At 56.9% G+C, this 16,983-nt stretch carries 14 protein-coding genes; all 14 read right to left on the reverse strand.

Annotated features, from left to right (window positions below; all coding sequences use genetic code 11):
* Positions 1-124: 124 nt before the first annotated feature.
* Complete coding sequence (gene istB / locus LRG10_RS05610) at positions 125-886, reverse strand: IS21-like element helper ATPase IstB (protein WP_238634910.1); 762 nt, start codon at positions 884-886, stop codon at positions 125-127.
* Between the two features lie 28 nt (positions 887-914).
* Positions 915-2,432, reverse strand: a complete 1,518-nt coding sequence (istA, locus tag LRG10_RS05615; RefSeq protein ID WP_370645233.1) for an IS21 family transposase — start codon at positions 2,430-2,432, stop codon at positions 915-917.
* Between the two features lie 456 nt (positions 2,433-2,888).
* The gene (locus LRG10_RS05620) at positions 2,889-3,479 is read right to left on the reverse strand and encodes a reverse transcriptase domain-containing protein (RefSeq protein ID WP_238634912.1); all 591 of its coding nucleotides are present in this window, start codon (positions 3,477-3,479) and stop codon (positions 2,889-2,891) included.
* A 212-nt stretch (positions 3,480-3,691) separates the two neighbouring features.
* A complete protein-coding gene (locus LRG10_RS05625) occupies positions 3,692-5,380 on the reverse strand; it encodes an IS1634 family transposase (RefSeq protein ID WP_238634913.1) in 1,689 nt (562 codons plus the stop codon).
* A gap of 699 nt (positions 5,381-6,079) precedes the next feature.
* Positions 6,080-6,937 (reverse strand): hypothetical protein, encoded by an 858-nt coding sequence (locus LRG10_RS05630; protein WP_238634914.1) that lies wholly within the window; start codon positions 6,935-6,937, stop codon positions 6,080-6,082.
* Positions 6,938-7,032: 95 nt separating this feature from the next.
* A complete protein-coding gene (locus LRG10_RS05635; protein WP_238634915.1) occupies positions 7,033-7,416 on the reverse strand; it encodes a DUF6173 family protein in 384 nt (127 codons plus the stop codon).
* A gap of 105 nt (positions 7,417-7,521) precedes the next feature.
* Positions 7,522-8,190, reverse strand: coding sequence for a hypothetical protein (locus LRG10_RS05640; protein ID WP_238634916.1), 669 nt, complete (start codon positions 8,188-8,190; stop codon positions 7,522-7,524).
* Positions 8,191-8,301: 111 nt separating this feature from the next.
* The gene (locus LRG10_RS05645; RefSeq protein WP_238634917.1) at positions 8,302-8,895 is read right to left on the reverse strand and encodes a hypothetical protein; all 594 of its coding nucleotides are present in this window, start codon (positions 8,893-8,895) and stop codon (positions 8,302-8,304) included.
* Positions 8,896-9,015: 120 nt separating this feature from the next.
* The gene (locus LRG10_RS05650; protein ID WP_238634918.1) at positions 9,016-10,380 is read right to left on the reverse strand and encodes a reverse transcriptase domain-containing protein; all 1,365 of its coding nucleotides are present in this window, start codon (positions 10,378-10,380) and stop codon (positions 9,016-9,018) included.
* A gap of 656 nt (positions 10,381-11,036) precedes the next feature.
* Complete coding sequence (locus LRG10_RS05655) at positions 11,037-12,890, reverse strand: J domain-containing protein (protein WP_238634919.1); 1,854 nt, start codon at positions 12,888-12,890, stop codon at positions 11,037-11,039.
* A gap of 137 nt (positions 12,891-13,027) precedes the next feature.
* Positions 13,028-13,915 carry a hypothetical protein gene (locus LRG10_RS05660; protein WP_238634920.1) on the reverse strand — a complete coding sequence of 296 codons (888 nt, stop codon included), beginning with the start codon at positions 13,913-13,915 and terminating at the stop codon, positions 13,028-13,030.
* A 115-nt stretch (positions 13,916-14,030) separates the two neighbouring features.
* A complete protein-coding gene (locus LRG10_RS05665; protein WP_238634921.1) occupies positions 14,031-14,684 on the reverse strand; it encodes an NADAR family protein in 654 nt (217 codons plus the stop codon).
* Entirely contained in the window at positions 14,668-15,711 is a 1,044-nt protein-coding gene (locus LRG10_RS05670; protein WP_238634922.1) for a hypothetical protein, read from the reverse strand. Before LRG10_RS05670 ends, LRG10_RS05665 begins: the two co-directional genes overlap by 17 nt.
* A 151-nt stretch (positions 15,712-15,862) precedes the next feature.
* Entirely contained in the window at positions 15,863-16,783 is a 921-nt protein-coding gene (locus tag LRG10_RS05675; protein ID WP_238634923.1) for an endonuclease NucS domain-containing protein, read from the reverse strand.
* Between the last annotated feature and the right edge of the window lie 200 nt (positions 16,784-16,983).

Genomic DNA, 16,983 nt, shown 5'->3' on the forward strand with positions numbered 1-16,983 from the left:
TCACCTGTTCCACGCCAAGAGGACGGGGCATTCCACGCCATGGGGATCAGCCGTTCCACGTCATGCGGTTCAGCTGTTCCATTGATGGGGTTCAAGGCAGGAGGTCGATGCACCAGTACCACCCTCATGGGGTCTCTGCCTGCATGACATCGAGGCTATCCTGGGAGCGACGCATGGATTCACCCTGCATCTCGAGGCGGTAGCTGTTGTGCACCACCCGATCGAGGATGGCGTCGGCCAGCGTGGCATCGCCGATGACCTCGTACCACTGGGCGATGGGCAGCTGACTGGCGATGACCGTGGAGCGGCGTCGGTAGCGGTCCTCGAGGAGTTCCAGAAGCTCCCGTCGGTCGGTGTCATCCAGCGCCCCGAGACCGAAGTCGTCGAGCACCAGGACTTGGGCCTTGGCCAGCTCGGCAAAGCGGCGGGCATAAGTGCCATCCGCCCGGGCGAGGGTCAGCTCGCCAAGTAGCCGGGGCAGACGTGCGTAGTAGGCCCGGTATCCGTCGCGGCAGGCCTTCTGCGCCAGGGCGCAGGCGAGATACGACTTGCCGACGCCGGTTGGACCGGTGATCAGCACATTGCGCTGATCCGTGACCCATCGGCTGGTGAAAAGCGGCTCAAGCACGGCACCCGAGAGCTTGCGACGGGCGCGGCGGTCGATCCCTTCGACACAGGCCTCGGGATAACGCAGCTTGGCGGCGCGCAGCCGGGCGGTCAGCTGGCGATCGGCACGGACCGCGGCCTCACGCTCGACAAGCAGGGCGAGGCGATCGAGAAACGGCATCGCCTCCAGGTCCGTGCGGCCCAATTGCTCCTCGACGGCAGCGCGCATGCCATTCAGTTTTAGCGCCGAGAGCTTCTCCAGGGTCGGATGCGGTAACATGATCGGGATCTCTCCGTGGTGGGGGCGATCAGTGGTAGTAGCCGGGGCCGCGCACATTGGTGTGCTCGATGGGCGTGGCCTCGGTTCGCCGCTCCCCGTCCAGCGACTGACGGTCCAGACCGCGACGCAGGATCGACTCCAGGTTCGTGTAGCTGCCCACCCCCAGGCTCAGTGCCCGCTGCGAGGCTGCTTCCAGGCGCTGTGGGCCGTAATGGCGGGCCAGGCGCTGGAGTCCTTCGGCCAGACGCCGTGCGCGGCGTAGCGGGCCGTTTTCGAGCTCCTGGCGCACCAGTCTCCCCGTGGCCACGCCGATGCCTTCCGCCCAGCGCAGGATCTGCGCCCCATCGAGGGCGGCATACGCCCGGTGGTGGGGCGGCATGTGCTCGGGCAGCGTGGTCCGCCCCGGCCCGTCGTGGCGCGGATGGGCGGCGACACGCAGGCTGGCGTGGAAGACCTCAAGGGTTGCCGTGGTGATGCGCAGCTCAATCTCCTCGCCGATGAGCCCGTGCGGGACGCTGTAGCTGTGCCCGGCATGCTCGACGTGGTACGTGGCATCCACACGCAGGCGTCGCCATTCGGCCGGCTCGAAGGGCTGCTGCGGTAGCGGCTTGAGCGCCTTGCGCTCAAGCTCCTCGAAGCGCTGCCGCCGACTTCCAGCCCGGCGCGTGAAGGCACGCTCATTGAGCGCATCGAGTCGTTCGCGAATCGCCGCGTTCGCCTCCGCCAGGGTGAAGAAGCGCCGCTCGCGCATGGGTGCGAGGATCTCGCGCTCGACGATCAGTACCGCATTCTCAGCCAGCGCCTTATCCTTCGGGGCGCGCACCCGCGCCGGGACCACGGCGAAGCCATAGGCCGCGGCCAACTCCGCATAGGCGCGGTTGAGCTGCGGATCGTAGCGGTGGGGTCGCTGCACGGCGCTTTTGAGGTTGTCGGGGACGATGCACTCCGGGACACCGCCGATGTAGGTCAGCGCACGGACGTGGGCGTGAAGCCAGTCCGCGCTGCGCTGCGTGGCGCCTGCTTCGGCGTAGATCAGCTGCGAGCAGCCGAGCACGGCGACGAAGACCTGCGCCATTACCTGCCTGCCGGTCTCGGCGTCCTGGATCGGCACCGTCATCCCGGCGTAGTCGACATAGAGCGCCTCGCCGGCGGTGTGGACCTGCGCCATGCTCGGCTGCTCTCGGCCCAGATGGCGGCGTAGCCGATTGCAGAACGCCGAGTAGCCGTAGCCTTTCGGCTCGCGCTCGCGGTATTCGAGCCACAGTTGCTGCCGGGTCACACCCTTGCGGGTGAGTTCGCGGGCCACGTACTCCCAATCCGGCTCGGCCGGGATATCCGTACGGGGCCCCCTGGGAGACGGATAGAGCAGCCGCTCCAGGGCGCAGTCGTCGAGTTCCTCGGGCAGTGGCCAGTGCAACTCCGCCGCCTTAGCTCGGCGAAGGATTCGCTGCACCGTGGTCGAGCCGATCTTGCAGGCGGCGGCGATGTGCACCCGGCTCAGGCCGAGTTCGTAGCGAAGGCGGAGCACCTCTCGGATCTTGCGCATGGATGGCCTCGGGGTGGGCATGGACTCGCTCTCCGGAGCAGAGGGTGGGGGCGAGTCCGAGTATCCCCGAGCTGCTCCGTTTCCGTGGAACAGCTGAACCGCATGACGTGGAACGGCTGATCCCCATGGCGTGGAACAGGGTGTCCGCATCCCGTGGAATCACCTGACCGCTTCGCGTGGAACACCCCGTCCGCATCCGCAGCATTCCATACCCCCCGCAGAGACCCGGGCGTGCGGTTTTCCCGCATCCGTTTCCTCGGCTGTACTCGCCTTCGCGACGGGCGCGCCCTTATGCAAAGACCGCATACGCTCGTTGCCTCCCCGTGATCCGCGGCTGTGCCACTCCCAGCTTCCGCAAGGCCGCAATGTATTGCGTTTAGTTGAAACTACTGCGCTTGCCACCCCGTCGGTTAAGCAACTTGAAGGCACACCCGATGGCAAAGATATAGTAGCTCCCTAGACCCTGCTCATTGCTGCGCAGCCCGAAGTAGTTGTAATGATTACCCAGAAGTATCCCTTGATGTCCGCTTCGGCCACGTGACCAAGCTTGCCGTACTGCAGGTTGAAACCCAGATCGGCCACCGCGTCCTTGGCGCTCTTCCCTGGCCGGTAGCCGTAGCTCACGTCCAGAAAGTCCGCCTCGTAGATGGCGGTCAGTTCCCGAGCACAGGCCGCATGCACCAGCCTGTCCTCCACCGCCGGTATCCCCAATGGACGCTGGCCGCCATCCTCCTTGGGGATGTAGCAACGCCGGACCCGCCGGGTCCGGTAACGCTTCGTCTTCAGCCCCTCTACCAGTGCGCCGATGTTGGCGTCGAGGTCCTCCTCGTACACCGCCATCACCACGCCAGCCGCCGCCTTCTTGTTCAGATCGCGCCAACTCGCGTGCAATAGCTCCGCATCCGGCAGCCGGTAAAGGTCCTGGAAACGATGGTCCTTGCAGGCCCTCGCCCGCTTGGCTATCCCCCACAGTGAGGTTCGCTCATGGTCTCCCGGCCCGACCGTGTCCGGCATGAGTTTCCTTTGTGGGCTGCGTACTTCCGTCAAGTCCTTCCCCTTGTGATGGGCTTTCCCCACCCCCCGAGTACTATGCTTGATAAGACACCCCGAGCGCTTCTAGGCGCCTCTCAACGCCCCACCTGCGCGTGGTTCCGGTCACTCCGGTCGTAGGCTCCGGCATAACTCCCAGGTTCGTCAGCTAATCGCGTAACTTCCCGTTTTGCTTACACCTCGTAAGCGAGAAATGCCACAACAGGCCTTCAGACGGGCCGTTTCGGGACCTCGATGCCGACGTCTTTGAACAGCTCCAGTTGCTCGGGTGATGGCTTGGTCACGCCCTCGAAGTCGCGACCGCCGATGCGCACGGTGTGGCGCTGAATCTGACGCAGTGTACGCAGGGCGCGCTCCGGGGAGAGTGTGCTGCCGGCGGCCTTGAGCCGCTGGCGCAGCATCCGGTGGAGGACCAGCGCGAGAAAGCAGATCAGCGCGTGAGCCCTGATGCGTTCCGGGAGCCGGTGATAGACCGGTGCGATCTCAATATCGCTTTTCAGGACCCGGAATCCGCGCTCGATATCGGCCAGTGAGCGGTAGCGTTCGACGATCTGATCGGCGCTGCTATCGGTCAGACTGGTGACCAGCAGCAGCTTCCCATCGAGCCGATCCGCAGCCGCCCAGGCCGCCTCGTCGATGTTGTACTGGAACTGGCTCGAGGCGAGGTCGGCCCGCACGATCGAAGACAGCCGCTTGTCCAGTACCGCCTTGTGAAAGCGCTGGTAGGCGCTTCGGTCGCTGGAACGCCGACCACGCTGCGGCATGCCGGCGTCTTGCTTGACCAGCCGCTCGGCCAGGCGCTCGCCCAAGGCGTCGAGCTCTTCGATATTGCGCCGGCGAGCGGCATTCTGTTCGGCCGCCCGCTGCGCGTTGTGGGCGATCACCAGACGACGGCCCTGCCACTGCGTCTCGACCACTGACTCCGCCCCGGTTCGTTGCGTCTGCTCGGCCAGTTCCGGGTGCAGCCGTTCGATCACGTCGGTGAACTCGCTGTAGCGTCGCCCGGGCACCGCCAAGATGTAGTCGACCGCCAGACCCTGCTCGGCGCCAAGCGCCTCCAGGGTCTCCACGTTGTCGAGACTCAGCAGGCCCCGGTCGGCGACGACCACCATGCGCTTGAGCGCAAAGCGTTTGAGCAGCCGCTCAACGATCGGCCCGAGCGTGGTCGTCTCCGCCACATTGCCTTCGAAGACCTCGTGGGCGATGGGGAGGCCCTCGGCGGTTTGCACCACCCCGAGGGCGAATTGCCGGGCGATGCCATCGACATCCTTGCTCATCCCGTAGCGGCGCACGTCCTCGTCGAGTTCCTTGCCGCCGTGGATGCGCACGGTCGTCAAATCCCAGAACACCACGGAGAGCTCCTGGTCGAGCAGCGGTCTGAGTTGCTTCGCTACAGCCGCCTCGACCTTCTCGTGGCGATCCATCAATGCGTCCATGGCACGCAGCAGCTGCGAATGGCAGACGGCATCGCCATCCAGGCCGGGGACACTGGCCTCGTCGCGCAGCCAGTCGAGCATGCTCAGTTTGCTCGACGGCGCGCTGAGCCGATTGAACACCATCGCCCGCACCAGCGCCTCGGCATCAAAGCTGCGCCGCGATGAGCGAAGGGCCTTTCGAATCGCGTGATCGAGTCCGAGTTCGTGCCAGAGCTGGTGCAGGGCCCAAAGATCGCCGAAGGCCCGAGCGGTCTCGAACTCTGGCTCGTCCGGGACCGATTCCGGGCGGCCGATGGCGCGCTGCAGCCCGCGGATCAGAGGATCGAGACTCTTCTCCGAGAGTTGGTCGAGGCGGCCAAGATTGGCGACGACCCGTTGCTTCACTTTGCCCTGCTCGTCGCGGTATCCCTCGACGAGCTGCAGGTACTGCCGGCCACCGGATCGGCTGATGCGCGTGTACATGACACGACTATAGGGCGGGTCCAGTCATTCCGCAAATGATTCCGCTATAGCACGCGTGCCACAACAGCCTATAAGGCCTGACGGCGGGCTGATCGTTGGGAAATCAATGGGCTGCTGCCCAAAATCGCCCAGATTCAACGAATGAACTGACGAACTTGGGATAACTCCGTCTCCAGGTTTCCCCTTCGTGTCTCAATAGCCGTAGGCCCTTGCCGGCCTTCACCACCACAGGAGCCCCTCGGGGCTTCCCGACTTCTCCGACGTATCTTTTCCTGCATGCCACGGCCTAAGGACTCCGCCGGACCTCCACCCCCTCGCCATTGCGGCTGCTTCATATTGCCTTCGGGCGCGTTAAAACCCTCGGCGTCCGGAACTGAGCTTGTCGAAGCTGTACCAGCACTTCAGGGCGCACGATCACCCCTACCGCCTACAGGATTCTCTGTCTACGCTTAACCTGCCTTGTTCGTCCTCCCTGACTCCGCCGCAGGCCTAAGACTCGATACGGGTGGGTGGCTAACCCTTACCCGGCGGGGACTTCCACCCCGCAAGATACGCCGAGCTTTCCACGGCGCGATAACGCTTTGCTCACCGGTAAATTAGGAGCGCAGCGAGTAATTTATCCGCGTGCAGCAATTTGTTATGCATTCCACGCCATGTTGGAACAGGGAGAGCAGGAGTTTTTCTTGCTCAAAGGGTAGTTCATGACTTCGTAATACTACTTTCAGAATAGATATCACTACCTGACAGCCTACTCATTTCATTATCAATATCCGCTGGGGATACCTTTATCGAGCCGCTGGCGGCTTTAGTCCTGAAAACCGAGCTATTTGTAGCTGAAAAATAATGGCGAAAGACAAAATAATCATGCACACCTTTATCGTCAAACAACCAAAGACGATCAAGCTCACCGGACGTTAAGACAGCGGTCCCCATCAGCGGATCGTCGTAGCCTTCAGGGAACACTCTAAATCTGTAAACTACCGATAATGCCTCCTTCGGTATCCAGGAACTCCCCTTCATCGAGATGGTATTATAAGCACTGCTACCGATCGACCCAGGAGTATAGCCTTTTCCTAAAAAAAATTCTGTCGGAAGCGGTGATCCGTTTACTTTCAATAGGTCGCCAAACCGGTGCCTTTGGTAATCATGCTCTGATTCGTATATTGCTTTGTGTGAAGGAAGAGTTAGCCTATTAGACAAACTCTCTGCCCTTTTTAATAGTCTAGCCGCTGTAACCCAAGACACGCGCTCACAAGTTAACCCTGCCCCATTACTATTCAAAACATCATACGCTTTTTTAATTAAATCAATAGATTTATCCAGTGAAACCTGCGAATCAACTTGTTTCTCTTTATAAAACTGCACATATATGGAGACGCATAACGCACTGCCCACAACCACAAGAACCATTAGCTGTATGTAGTCACCAACTCCAAGAGCAGGTTCCGACGTCAAAAGCTTGCCTAGATATATAGAAAGCCCAACAAGAACCACGCCACACACAACACCTAATGCGTATTGTATGGTTGGAACCAACTCATTCTTTATCTCTTTCATAGCAAAATATTCAACTGCCATAACGTCGAAATAAGCGACGGTCTCTCAGGGGCGTCCGGTGGAGGCCGCAGGCCAGCCCGAACTTGATTGACTGGTTATGCCTTTGCCTCGTCATACTCATCCCAATTGGTGAACCCGATAGGCCGTTTAGGTTGCTCGAGATTTTTCCGCTTCAGCGCGACCAGCAGAATACTGATTTGAGAAACATGCTGAATAAGCTGTACGGGCTCTCCATTCTCGTTCTTTCCATGGAATGATATCAGGGAGGGGTTCCAATACCCGATGTCCTCAATGTGAAAGGTCACAGACTGTCCAAAATTGACTAGTCGTGCTCCCACCTCATGCTCATCATCCAGATTTCGATGAAAATCATTAATCCATTCAATAAGTCTTCGGTGGAACTCGTCCGCTAGATTCTGATCTTTCGGAGGCATAAGGTGACCAGGATTGATGTGAGGCATCAGGTCATAAGTATTCATGGTACTCTCCTTAGGCATAACGCAAATAATCAGCCGCGCCCAGGAGTACCGTGACGCAGGAACGGCGCTCCTGAGAGTCGGCTGAATTGAATGGTTAGAGCCAGTTTACGTTGGTTCTGAAATAAACTGAAGAAACGCATCACCTAGCCCAGTCGTTCTTTTTTGCGCCAGCCCTTGTCCAGTCATCATGGTATGGAGGCCATCAGTATTGACTAGACCTCTCAGGTAAAGATCCTTCCAAAGTTGATCATACAAATCCCTTCGACCCCTCATTTCTGGCATGTTGTGCTCCAACACGCTGCTAAGACCACCCATGCTCATATTCTGAGGTGGCGTTGGGCCTTGAAAGAGCCTCAAAATTCTGACATGAAGCTCAGTCAACGTATCTACTAGGTTCAAAAAGACATGTTGCATTGCCTCTTCCGGCGCCTGGCCAACTGCAATGTTGGTTAGTGCATTCCGCAACGCCTCACGCTTCTCTTCGCTGTGGGTGCGAAGCGCAAGTTGCGACGCATACATCGCAGCGGAAATGAATTCGTCATTTTCTTTAAGGTCTTCTAGATCTAGGCCAGCTTCTTCCAATTGTTGAAGTCTTTCCCCTAGGCCCGCCATCCATTCAGCTCGCCGCCGTTCCAGTGGCGGCTGCACGATATTTTGAAAAAGTTCCGCGGCAGCCCCGCCAACCACCGGGATCGCCGACAGACCAGCTTTTGCCACCGAATGTGCAACATCGCGGCCGGACTTCTCCGGAGGACCATTTTTTCCATTACTCATCTAGTTTCCCTCTCTAACGGCCAGCTAACCGGCGCCGCCATGGGCCTTCCCGCGAAGCGCCCGCATCAGCATCCGGCGTCCGGTTGAGTTGATTGTTATAAAGGCCCCTCTTCATATGGCATCCACAAGCCTGGACACGATTTGCCAGAGCTCTGGATGCGCTTTTGATTCAAAATTTTCAAAGAGATCATCAAAAGATCGCCACTGAATTTTCGTTGATTTCGTCTGTATTGGCGATTTCTTATGGGGGGTAACATACATAACATTAATCTTTCCATCATGAGGACGATACTTGTTAAGCTCGACCAGAAGTTGGCCGTACTTCTTTTTCTGTCTTGACGCTTTCTGTATTTCTTCAATAGGCGACACCACATCTCGAAAGAGCGAGCCGACGCGACTCTCGTATATTTCAATTTGCTGCGGCCGCACTACCGCTCTCTCCGTTTTTAGCTCTACAAGCAACCAATCCCCAGTCGCCTCCCGAAATAGATAGTCGACGTTCGTACTTTGCGCGTTGTTAGGCTTTTTTAGAGGGAGTTCTGCGACAACGAACTCGAGTGAATGCCCAAGGGAGCGTTCAAGAGCCTCCTCAATGAAAAGCGATAGAAACGGTTCGACGGCCCGCTCAAACTGATACTTTGGTATCATTCGGTTTAGTATTAGCCGGTCGACCACAAGTTCGACTGACGTGTCTACAGAAGTCATGTACCCACCTTATCTCACGGTAGGAACGCCCGTTGCCGGGCGCCCCCCGCACAGACCCGGACGTGCGGTTTTCCCGCATCCGGTTCCTCGGTTGTATTCGCCTTCGCGGCGGGCGTGCCCTTATGCAAAGACCGTATGCGCTCGTTGCCTCTCCGTGATCCGCGGCTGCGCCACTCCCAGCTTCCGCAAGGCCGCAATGTATTGCGTCCAGTTGAAACTACTGCGCTTGCCACCCCGTCGGTTCAGCCACTTGAAGGCACACCGGATAGCAAAGATATAGTAACTCCGTAGACCCTGCTCATTGCTGCGCAGCCCGAAGTAGTTGTAATGACCCACCAGTCTGCGATTCAGCTCCCGGATGAACACGCGCCCCGGCAAGTGCCGGGCGGCCCGTATCCAGCCCTTCAGCCGCCGCTTGGCAGCCTGCAGCTTCTTGCGGGCCGTACGCTTCATCACCCGCAACTCGCCCCGTCTATCCCGATTCCAGTACAACTCAAAGCCGAGAAAGGCGAATCGTCGCCGCAGCCCCGGATGGAACCGGCTGAAGCGCATCAGCCGCGTCTTCTCCGGCGCCACCTGCGGCCCAAACCGACCCAGCCGACGCGCTACCACGCGATAGAAGCGCTGGGCGTCCTCCTGAAACTGAAACGCGCAGACATCGTCATCGGCGTACCGAACCAGAAGCGCCTGACCTCGGCAACGTGGCTTCACCACCCGCTCGAACCAGAGGTCCAGCGCATGTGCAGATACACGTTCGCCAGCACCGGCGAGACCACCCCACCCTGGGGGCTGCCTGTCACCGGGTGCAGGACCCCCCCATCCGTGTCCAGTATTCCCACCCGCCTGCAGCCACTGGCGAATCAGCCCGAGGAACGCGCCGTCGTCCATCCGTAGCGAAAGCATCTCCAACAGCCAGCCATCGTCGATCGCATCACAGTATCCCTTGATGTTGTCCGCTTCGACCACGTGACCAAACTTGCCGTAGTGGAGGTTGAAACCCAGATCGGCCACCGCGTCCTTGGCGCTCTTCCCTGGCCGGTAGCCGTAGCTCACGTCCAGAAAGTCCGCCTCGTAGATGGCGGTCAGTATCCGAGCACAGGCCGCTTGCACCAGCCTGTCCTCCACCGCCGGTATCCCCAATGGACGCTCGCCGCCATCCTCCTTGGGGATGTAGCAACGCCGGACCCGCCGGGTCCGGTAGCGCTTCGTCTTCAGTCGCTCCACCAGTGCGCCGATGTTGGCGTCGAGGTCCTCCTCGTACACCGCCATCGCCACGCCATCCACGCCAGCCGCCGCCTTCTTGTTCAGATCGCGCCAACTCGCGTGCAATAGCTCCGCATCCAGCAGCCGGTAAAGGTCCTGGAAACGATGGTCCTTGCAGGCCCTCACCCGCTTGGCTATCCCCCACAGTGAGGTTCGCTCATGGTCTCCCGGCCCGACCGTGTCCGGCACGAGTTTCCTTTGTGGGCTGCGTACTTCCGTCAAGTCCTTCCCCTTGTGATGGGCTTTCCCCACCCCCGAGTACTATGCTTGATAAGACACCCCGAGCGCTTCTAGGCGCCTCTCAACGCCCCACCTGCGCGTGGTTCCGGTCACTCCGGCCGTAGGCTCCGGCATAACTCCGTCTCCAGGTTTCCCCTTCGTGTCTCAATAGCCGTAGGCCCTTGCCGGCCTTCACCACCACAGGAACCCTTCGGGGCTTCCCGAGTTCTCCGACGTATCTCTTCCTGCATGCCACGGCCTGAGGACTCCGCCGGACCTCCACCCCCTCGCCATTGCGGCTGCTTCATATTGCCTTCGGGCGCGTTAAAACCCTCGGCGTCCGGAACTGAGCTTGTCGAAGCTGTACCAGCACTTCAGGGCGCACGATCACCCCTACGGCCTACAGGATTCTCTGTCTACGCTTAACCTGCCTTGTTCGTCCTCCCTGACTCCGCCGCAGGCCCAAGACTCGATACGGGTGGGTGGCTAACCCTTACCCGGCAGGGACTTCCACCCCGCAAGATACGCCGAGCTTTGCTCGGCGCGATAACGCTCAGCGTAACCGGCCGGCTTTGAAGCGCCAGCGGAAAAGTCGGTCCGCGTTGACGCTGTTGTTAGCTCATCAATGAGGCATTCATAGGCTTTGAACATAATGCTCCTCACATGATTAACCCTTGGATTTCAACTTGATGCTGTCGAGTTTGAACAACCGTTCCGCTATTAGTTGCGTAAATCGCCCGTATGGGGTCTCTCGCCGTCAATTCGCCAGTTTTCGCACCGGCGGGCGTGAACCACTGAAGCTGTTTCCCTGTGAGCAAGCCAAACCCTTCTTGCGTTACCAGTAATCGCCCCTGATGGAAGACATCGAGAAACGCTGCGAGCTTTGCGCGATCTTCAATGACATAAAGTCGGGTGGGAGTGAGAAAGTAAGTATATCGACCAACATCAACGATCTCGTTCGGGCAGGTCCCGATGTCGTACACCGACTCGGGGCGTCCCTCTCGTGAAACTCGGATGACTTTTCCCGAATAAGTAGCCAAGTAGGCCCCGCCGCCGACAGCGGCAAAGCTAGCCGCGTAGACCCAATCTTGGGGCACGCCACCAGTCATGGTAATCTCAAGCCTAAAGCCCTCTACCTCCATAACATAGTCGGGATCTGTCCGGGCAAAATACGTAACGTCAGACTCGTCGTATGTGAGGGTGTTCGGATCAACACCAGTTAAAATTTCAAACGCAATGTTCAATTCTTGCATTCTCTCAGTGGCAGTGGGATCGCCAGCATTGCGGTCAGGGTGGTGGACCTGGGCCAACTTGCGGTACTCTCGCTTGATGTCCGTGGGATCAACAGGTAGGGATAAACCGAAAAGCCGTAGCGCCTCCTGAACATCTTGAGCCACCCCGGTGCGCTCACTGCGTCCCACGACACGCTTCCAACCTTCCTTCAGTGGCATCACGAGCCCCCAGACAGCATTGCCGGAGGCCGTGCAGCACCAAGCCTCGTCGGCTAAGGTGAAAAGGTACCAATCCCCATCAGGAGAAACATCCACGGCTCGCACCTGGGACTTAAAGTCACCCCAGTAATTCGTGTCAATGGTCCGGAAATGATCAACAACACGGGAGTCCTCTCGCAGATTTGACTCCGTAACGACATTCAAATCCTCATCGTAGACGTGGAGTACCCCGCCGGAATCCATAATCGCTATGCCAGAACCAGCGGTGCCGGTTCCAGTTCGATAGGCGTCATGGTACAAAGCTTTTTCGCCAACTAGGCCCCCATGTCGGTCCATTCTACGAAGTACGCTTTTCACTCCTGATTGATCCGCACTGGCCCCGGAACGGTCAAGAAACCAAGTCCCTGTCGAATCGATGGCAGCAATAGTAAAGGCAGGATCTGGCCGCTCCCCGCCCTTCAGCTCTCGCTCGCCTACAAGTGTCCAAGGGGCATCTTCCGATGCCTCAAACAGTGGCAATGACGAGGGGCTTGCAACATCTACCGGTTGGTACCCATGCTTCTTTCCGGCCTTCTCCATTTCTTTCAAAATGCGATTGAAACGACGCAAATCAACGTCCTTGACGTGCCCAGGGACACGCTCAAACATTTCAATAGATTGCTTTGCCGCCGCCGCTAGCTGCCCAGATTTCATCCGCTGTATAACCAGCTTGCCATACGCTTTGGCTATAACCTCCCCGACACGCCCTTGTCGCTGTTCTTGAGATAAATAGCCGGCCAGCTTCACGACCTTGGTGTGTTGGCCCTTGAATCCCGCTTGAAACACAGGACCAATCGATGGATCGCTGTACTCACGGTGAAATTCGTCACGACCATCCACCTCCCAAGTAGGCGGTGATGGCGGCAGCGGAACATACTCGGCTTGGGACCAGTCGAGTTCCTTCGGTCGTTCTCGTCTGCCGGATTTTCTTTTCGACTCATGCGCAACATGCGTCAACCCGGTGGGTTCTTGGGGATATTCACCCCTTCCTTTTCCGAGTATTCTTGAGAGGAAGCTAAGCATCCGTAATTTCTCTGTTTATGTCATTCTTAAGATGATGCCCAATACGCAAACCAGGTACGCGTTGTATCCGAGCTAACGCGGTGCTCAGCGGCGTGCGCTAGCGCGTACGCTGTAGCGCCTGGTTATATGGAATATGACTAGGCGTATATAGCGATTGGAAGAACTTGAATTGCAGGCTCCTCGATTTCCATTTTACGTTCAGGTATGTCAAATCCATGAATTGTGCCCAGCGCCGCAAACTGTTGAAAAACATGTTCTAATATATGGCTTGGCATCCGACTTAAGGACGTCTTCCTAATCAGGTTGATCGATTCTGACGAGTTGCCAATACTTCTCACAACCTTTCCAACCACCTTAAACTCACCATCAACCAAGTCCGACATGACGGGGTCGTTTAGATATAGCGACTCCACCGTTATTACTGCCTTATGACCAGAGGGTAGATCACTTGCAGTCAAATCTACCGTATTCCCGGATTTCAAAGCCTGAGAAAACTCTTCCATCTGTTTTTTGATTTGAGCGTTCTCATTAGGCTTTCCCTTTCCGGTTTTTCCACCTTTGCCGTTACTCGAAGGCTTGTCTTCGAATAGAACAGCCATCGACATCATTTCAGTCAACGTATCCATAATCTCGATGATAGGGTTTCGCTTGAGCTTTACAGTAAACTCAACTATTTCCCCAGCTTTGATGCAGCTCCCTTCATCGATTTTCTGAAGCAGATTTTTTTCTGAAAGTGTAGTTCTCAATTGGTAAAAGAGCGAGGCTGGGGTGTAAACGCGCTCCTCTTGAATAAAGTTGTTTGATGACTTATCCGACGTCTCAACTTCCGCTGTTAAGCCGATTTTAAAAAGAGATGATAGTGCCTCGTTCAATCCGACCGACGCAGATGCCGTGCCCACCGATCCTGACTCACCTCCTTCTTGCTTCGTCACCGCAGTTACAGTTGAGATCCCTCCTTGAAGCATCGCAAGTAGGTCGAAAACCATCCTCTGATTGAGATAAACCGGAACTATCAGATCATTCATGGTTCAATTTCCACATAACGCCCGGCTCACGCGCCGGTTTGGAGCCGCGAAGCGGCGGAAAATCGGTCGCTGTGCAGCCGATTGTTAGGGCTTAGTGGCAGATAAGACGAAGCCATTAAAACAACTCCGACTGTGGTTTTTGGCCGTCAAATGAACTCCTGGAAGTTACTGTTCCGATCGGTTTACCTAGTAGCATGAAGTCGGGAATGCCAAGTGGTGGCACCGTCTTCAACACACCTTCCCTATCGTCTTTAAGTTTCTCTCTCAATTCCATCAACAGCCTGCCTAGTACATTCTGCCCGACCAGTTTATCGCCAGTATCGTCTACCAGCTTTGCCCCCCAATAGTCATCCTTGCGCGACTGTTCGACGATAGGCTGATTACGCGTTGCAAGCAGCAGTCGACCGAACTCCTCGTAGTTCTGAGCGAGTTTCACTCGCAGGCACCAACGCATAACCTTGTATCTGATCTCGTCCCAATCCGGCCTTGAGTGTTTGCGATGCGGCTTGCTCTTCATTTTGGCGGTCATCGGGCTGTTCTGCCCGATGATTTCGCGCTGGACTGCCGGCATGTGGGGGAAGCGGCAGGATTGATATAGGGCCTCTGTGGTCAAGATTCGAACGCCGTTGATCTCCAGAGGGTAGCCTGATGCCATGTTGGAAAGGCCACCAAAGGCCTCCTTCGTCTTGTAGACAACGACAACTTCGCTACGGACGTAGGTCCTCAAGAGGCTTTTTTCATGTTGATTTAGGCTAGAGCGTGAAATCATCGAAGATATTCCTCGCGGACGAATAGCCCTCACGCTGTAATAGCGGGTACCAGTGCAGAGCCCCCGAGGTCGCCTCTGGGTCTCCCCACCACATTGCAAGTGGACAGTTGTTTGGGCAATTCCGATAGGTGACGATCATGGAGCCGAAACCCACACCGAATGGACTAAAGCCAAGAGGGCGCATAGACTGCTTTGGGTTGTCACTCTTCGCCCTGATCTTAGCACCAGCGATGAGGAACTCGCTCTCCAAGATTTGACGGCCCATTTCAGAGGAGAAAGGCTGGATAGCTGCTTCACTCGGCTGTCGAGGCTCAAATGGGAACTTGACCGGCTGAGCAATGTAATCCTGAACCTCCGCCACATCTGGGACCGCTGTGGGCCAAAGCACTCCTGAACTGTTCTTGAACCACTTCCGATTCTCAATTTCGAGGGCACGCCAATAGGTGACGGAGATGTTCTTGCCCGAATCTGCGATTACTTTCTTGAGTCTCTTATTGGCCAGATGCCAACAGCCTCCCGAGTGAAGGGCAGCGACGATAACATTGACCGTGGCCGACTGAGGCGCGTCATTGATAATCCACGGCTCAAGGTCATTCCCCACGCGGTTACCACTAAACATCACGTCATCAAGATAGATGAAGTCGCCACCATCTTCGCCGCAGTCGTCTATATCGAGACCACATTCGTCCTCAAGGCACTTCGAGAAGAGCCTCAACATCTCCCTTTGGCTCTGCCCGTTCTGTTGTATGTTCAAGAAGTTCGCAGACGACCAGTACTCCGTGGGGGCAGCCCCAGCCAGGTTTTGATTGGTCACGAGGCCACGGAGAAAGTCATTTACGTTCTTTCGTGTGAAGAAGGTCTGCTTGATAACGTGGTCAAATTCACGTAGGAATGGCAACTGCTGGGCGGGCGTGAACTGATGAAGCCAACGGTCGACGTGCTCCGGCGTCGGCTCGGGAAGGTCCCCTTCTCGATAGGTCTTAATCTCGTTCGCGACGGAAGCGAGCAGGTCATCACGTTCGGTCATCTGGTATCCTCCTGCCAATTGACGAATCTTAAATCTTCTTTGTATTTATTCCTAAGATCCGCACGATCATAGGCGCATTTGGATGTAGTAGGCGTACGCCCTAATGCAAAGCTAACTGGCGCGAGGTCCGAGCGTCCAGTTGAGCGTTTTGTTAAGGGCGCTCCGAAAGGGAAAAAGAAACCTTGTAGTACCGGACATCAACATGATCGACCATTTCTAGCGCATAGCTTAGTCGCTGATCTTCCTCGCGGCAAATTACAAGCCCTCGTATCATCTGGCCTTCTTGCGCAAGGTTCTTTTTGACCCACCCCATGTATCGCATGATTTGCCCTACCACCTGATCCGAAGGGCGACCCTTTTTGAGCTCAATAACCACAAGCGAGTTATTGCGGCGGTCTTCCGCAAGAATATCAATAGAACCAATCTCCGTGGTGTACTGCTGCCCATTATTACCGTCCCCGTCTACATATACCTGGAGCTCACCCTTAAATATTCCTGAAAAATTGGAGACAATAAACTCCTCGAGGTACTTTTCCAGAACAAACTCTGCTTGATTCTCGTAAGCCTCCCCCTCTTCGCTCTTGGCGAGTTCGAGCCCCGACCCCTCGACGAGACTCTGGAATTGAGTTTCATCAATTTCTGCCAGAGTTGGCATGGGAAAAACTACTGCACCAAAGTCCTTGTTTCTAGGTTCTTGGTGCCATGTCACAGGAAGGAAAAGCCGGTGATCTACATCAGGGTTTTTTCCAATCTCATAGAATGCTTTCTCTCGGACTGTGCCTACGGCGGCAAGTATCTTTCTTCCACGCCGGGCTATGACGACATCGCCAGGCTCTATCTCGTTGCAAAATGACCACACCATATTACTGATCAATCCTTTGGTCTGCTGCGGCTTCTCAGGATAGTGGTGGGCCACGACTTCTGCCAGCTCGCCACGACTCATGCCGGAGACATTACCGAACTGTGACCAACCAATTGAGATGACCTCATTTTCGATATCAAAGCGCCACACCTTCTCAAAGAAGTCAGCTGGTTGAGAATCTATGGGGGCAATCACCCAATAACGTGGCATCTCGTCTCCCTTGTCTGATCTGGGCCCTTAACAGTGGTATCGACAGATTCTGTGTATCCCGGTCGGGGCGGATTCTGTGTATTGGGATGCGCCACGGGGTGCTTTGGTCGTTCGGTGCTGACGATCAGTGGCGTTATCGGGATCTGCTTGGGTAGCCTCTTCGGCGTGCTGGTCCTGGGTTAGGTCTCGTGTCCCAGCGG

This window comes from Halorhodospira sp. 9628, assembly GCF_022228075.1.
In the GTDB taxonomy this organism is placed as follows: Bacteria; Pseudomonadota; Gammaproteobacteria; order Nitrococcales; family Halorhodospiraceae; genus Halorhodospira; species Halorhodospira halophila_A.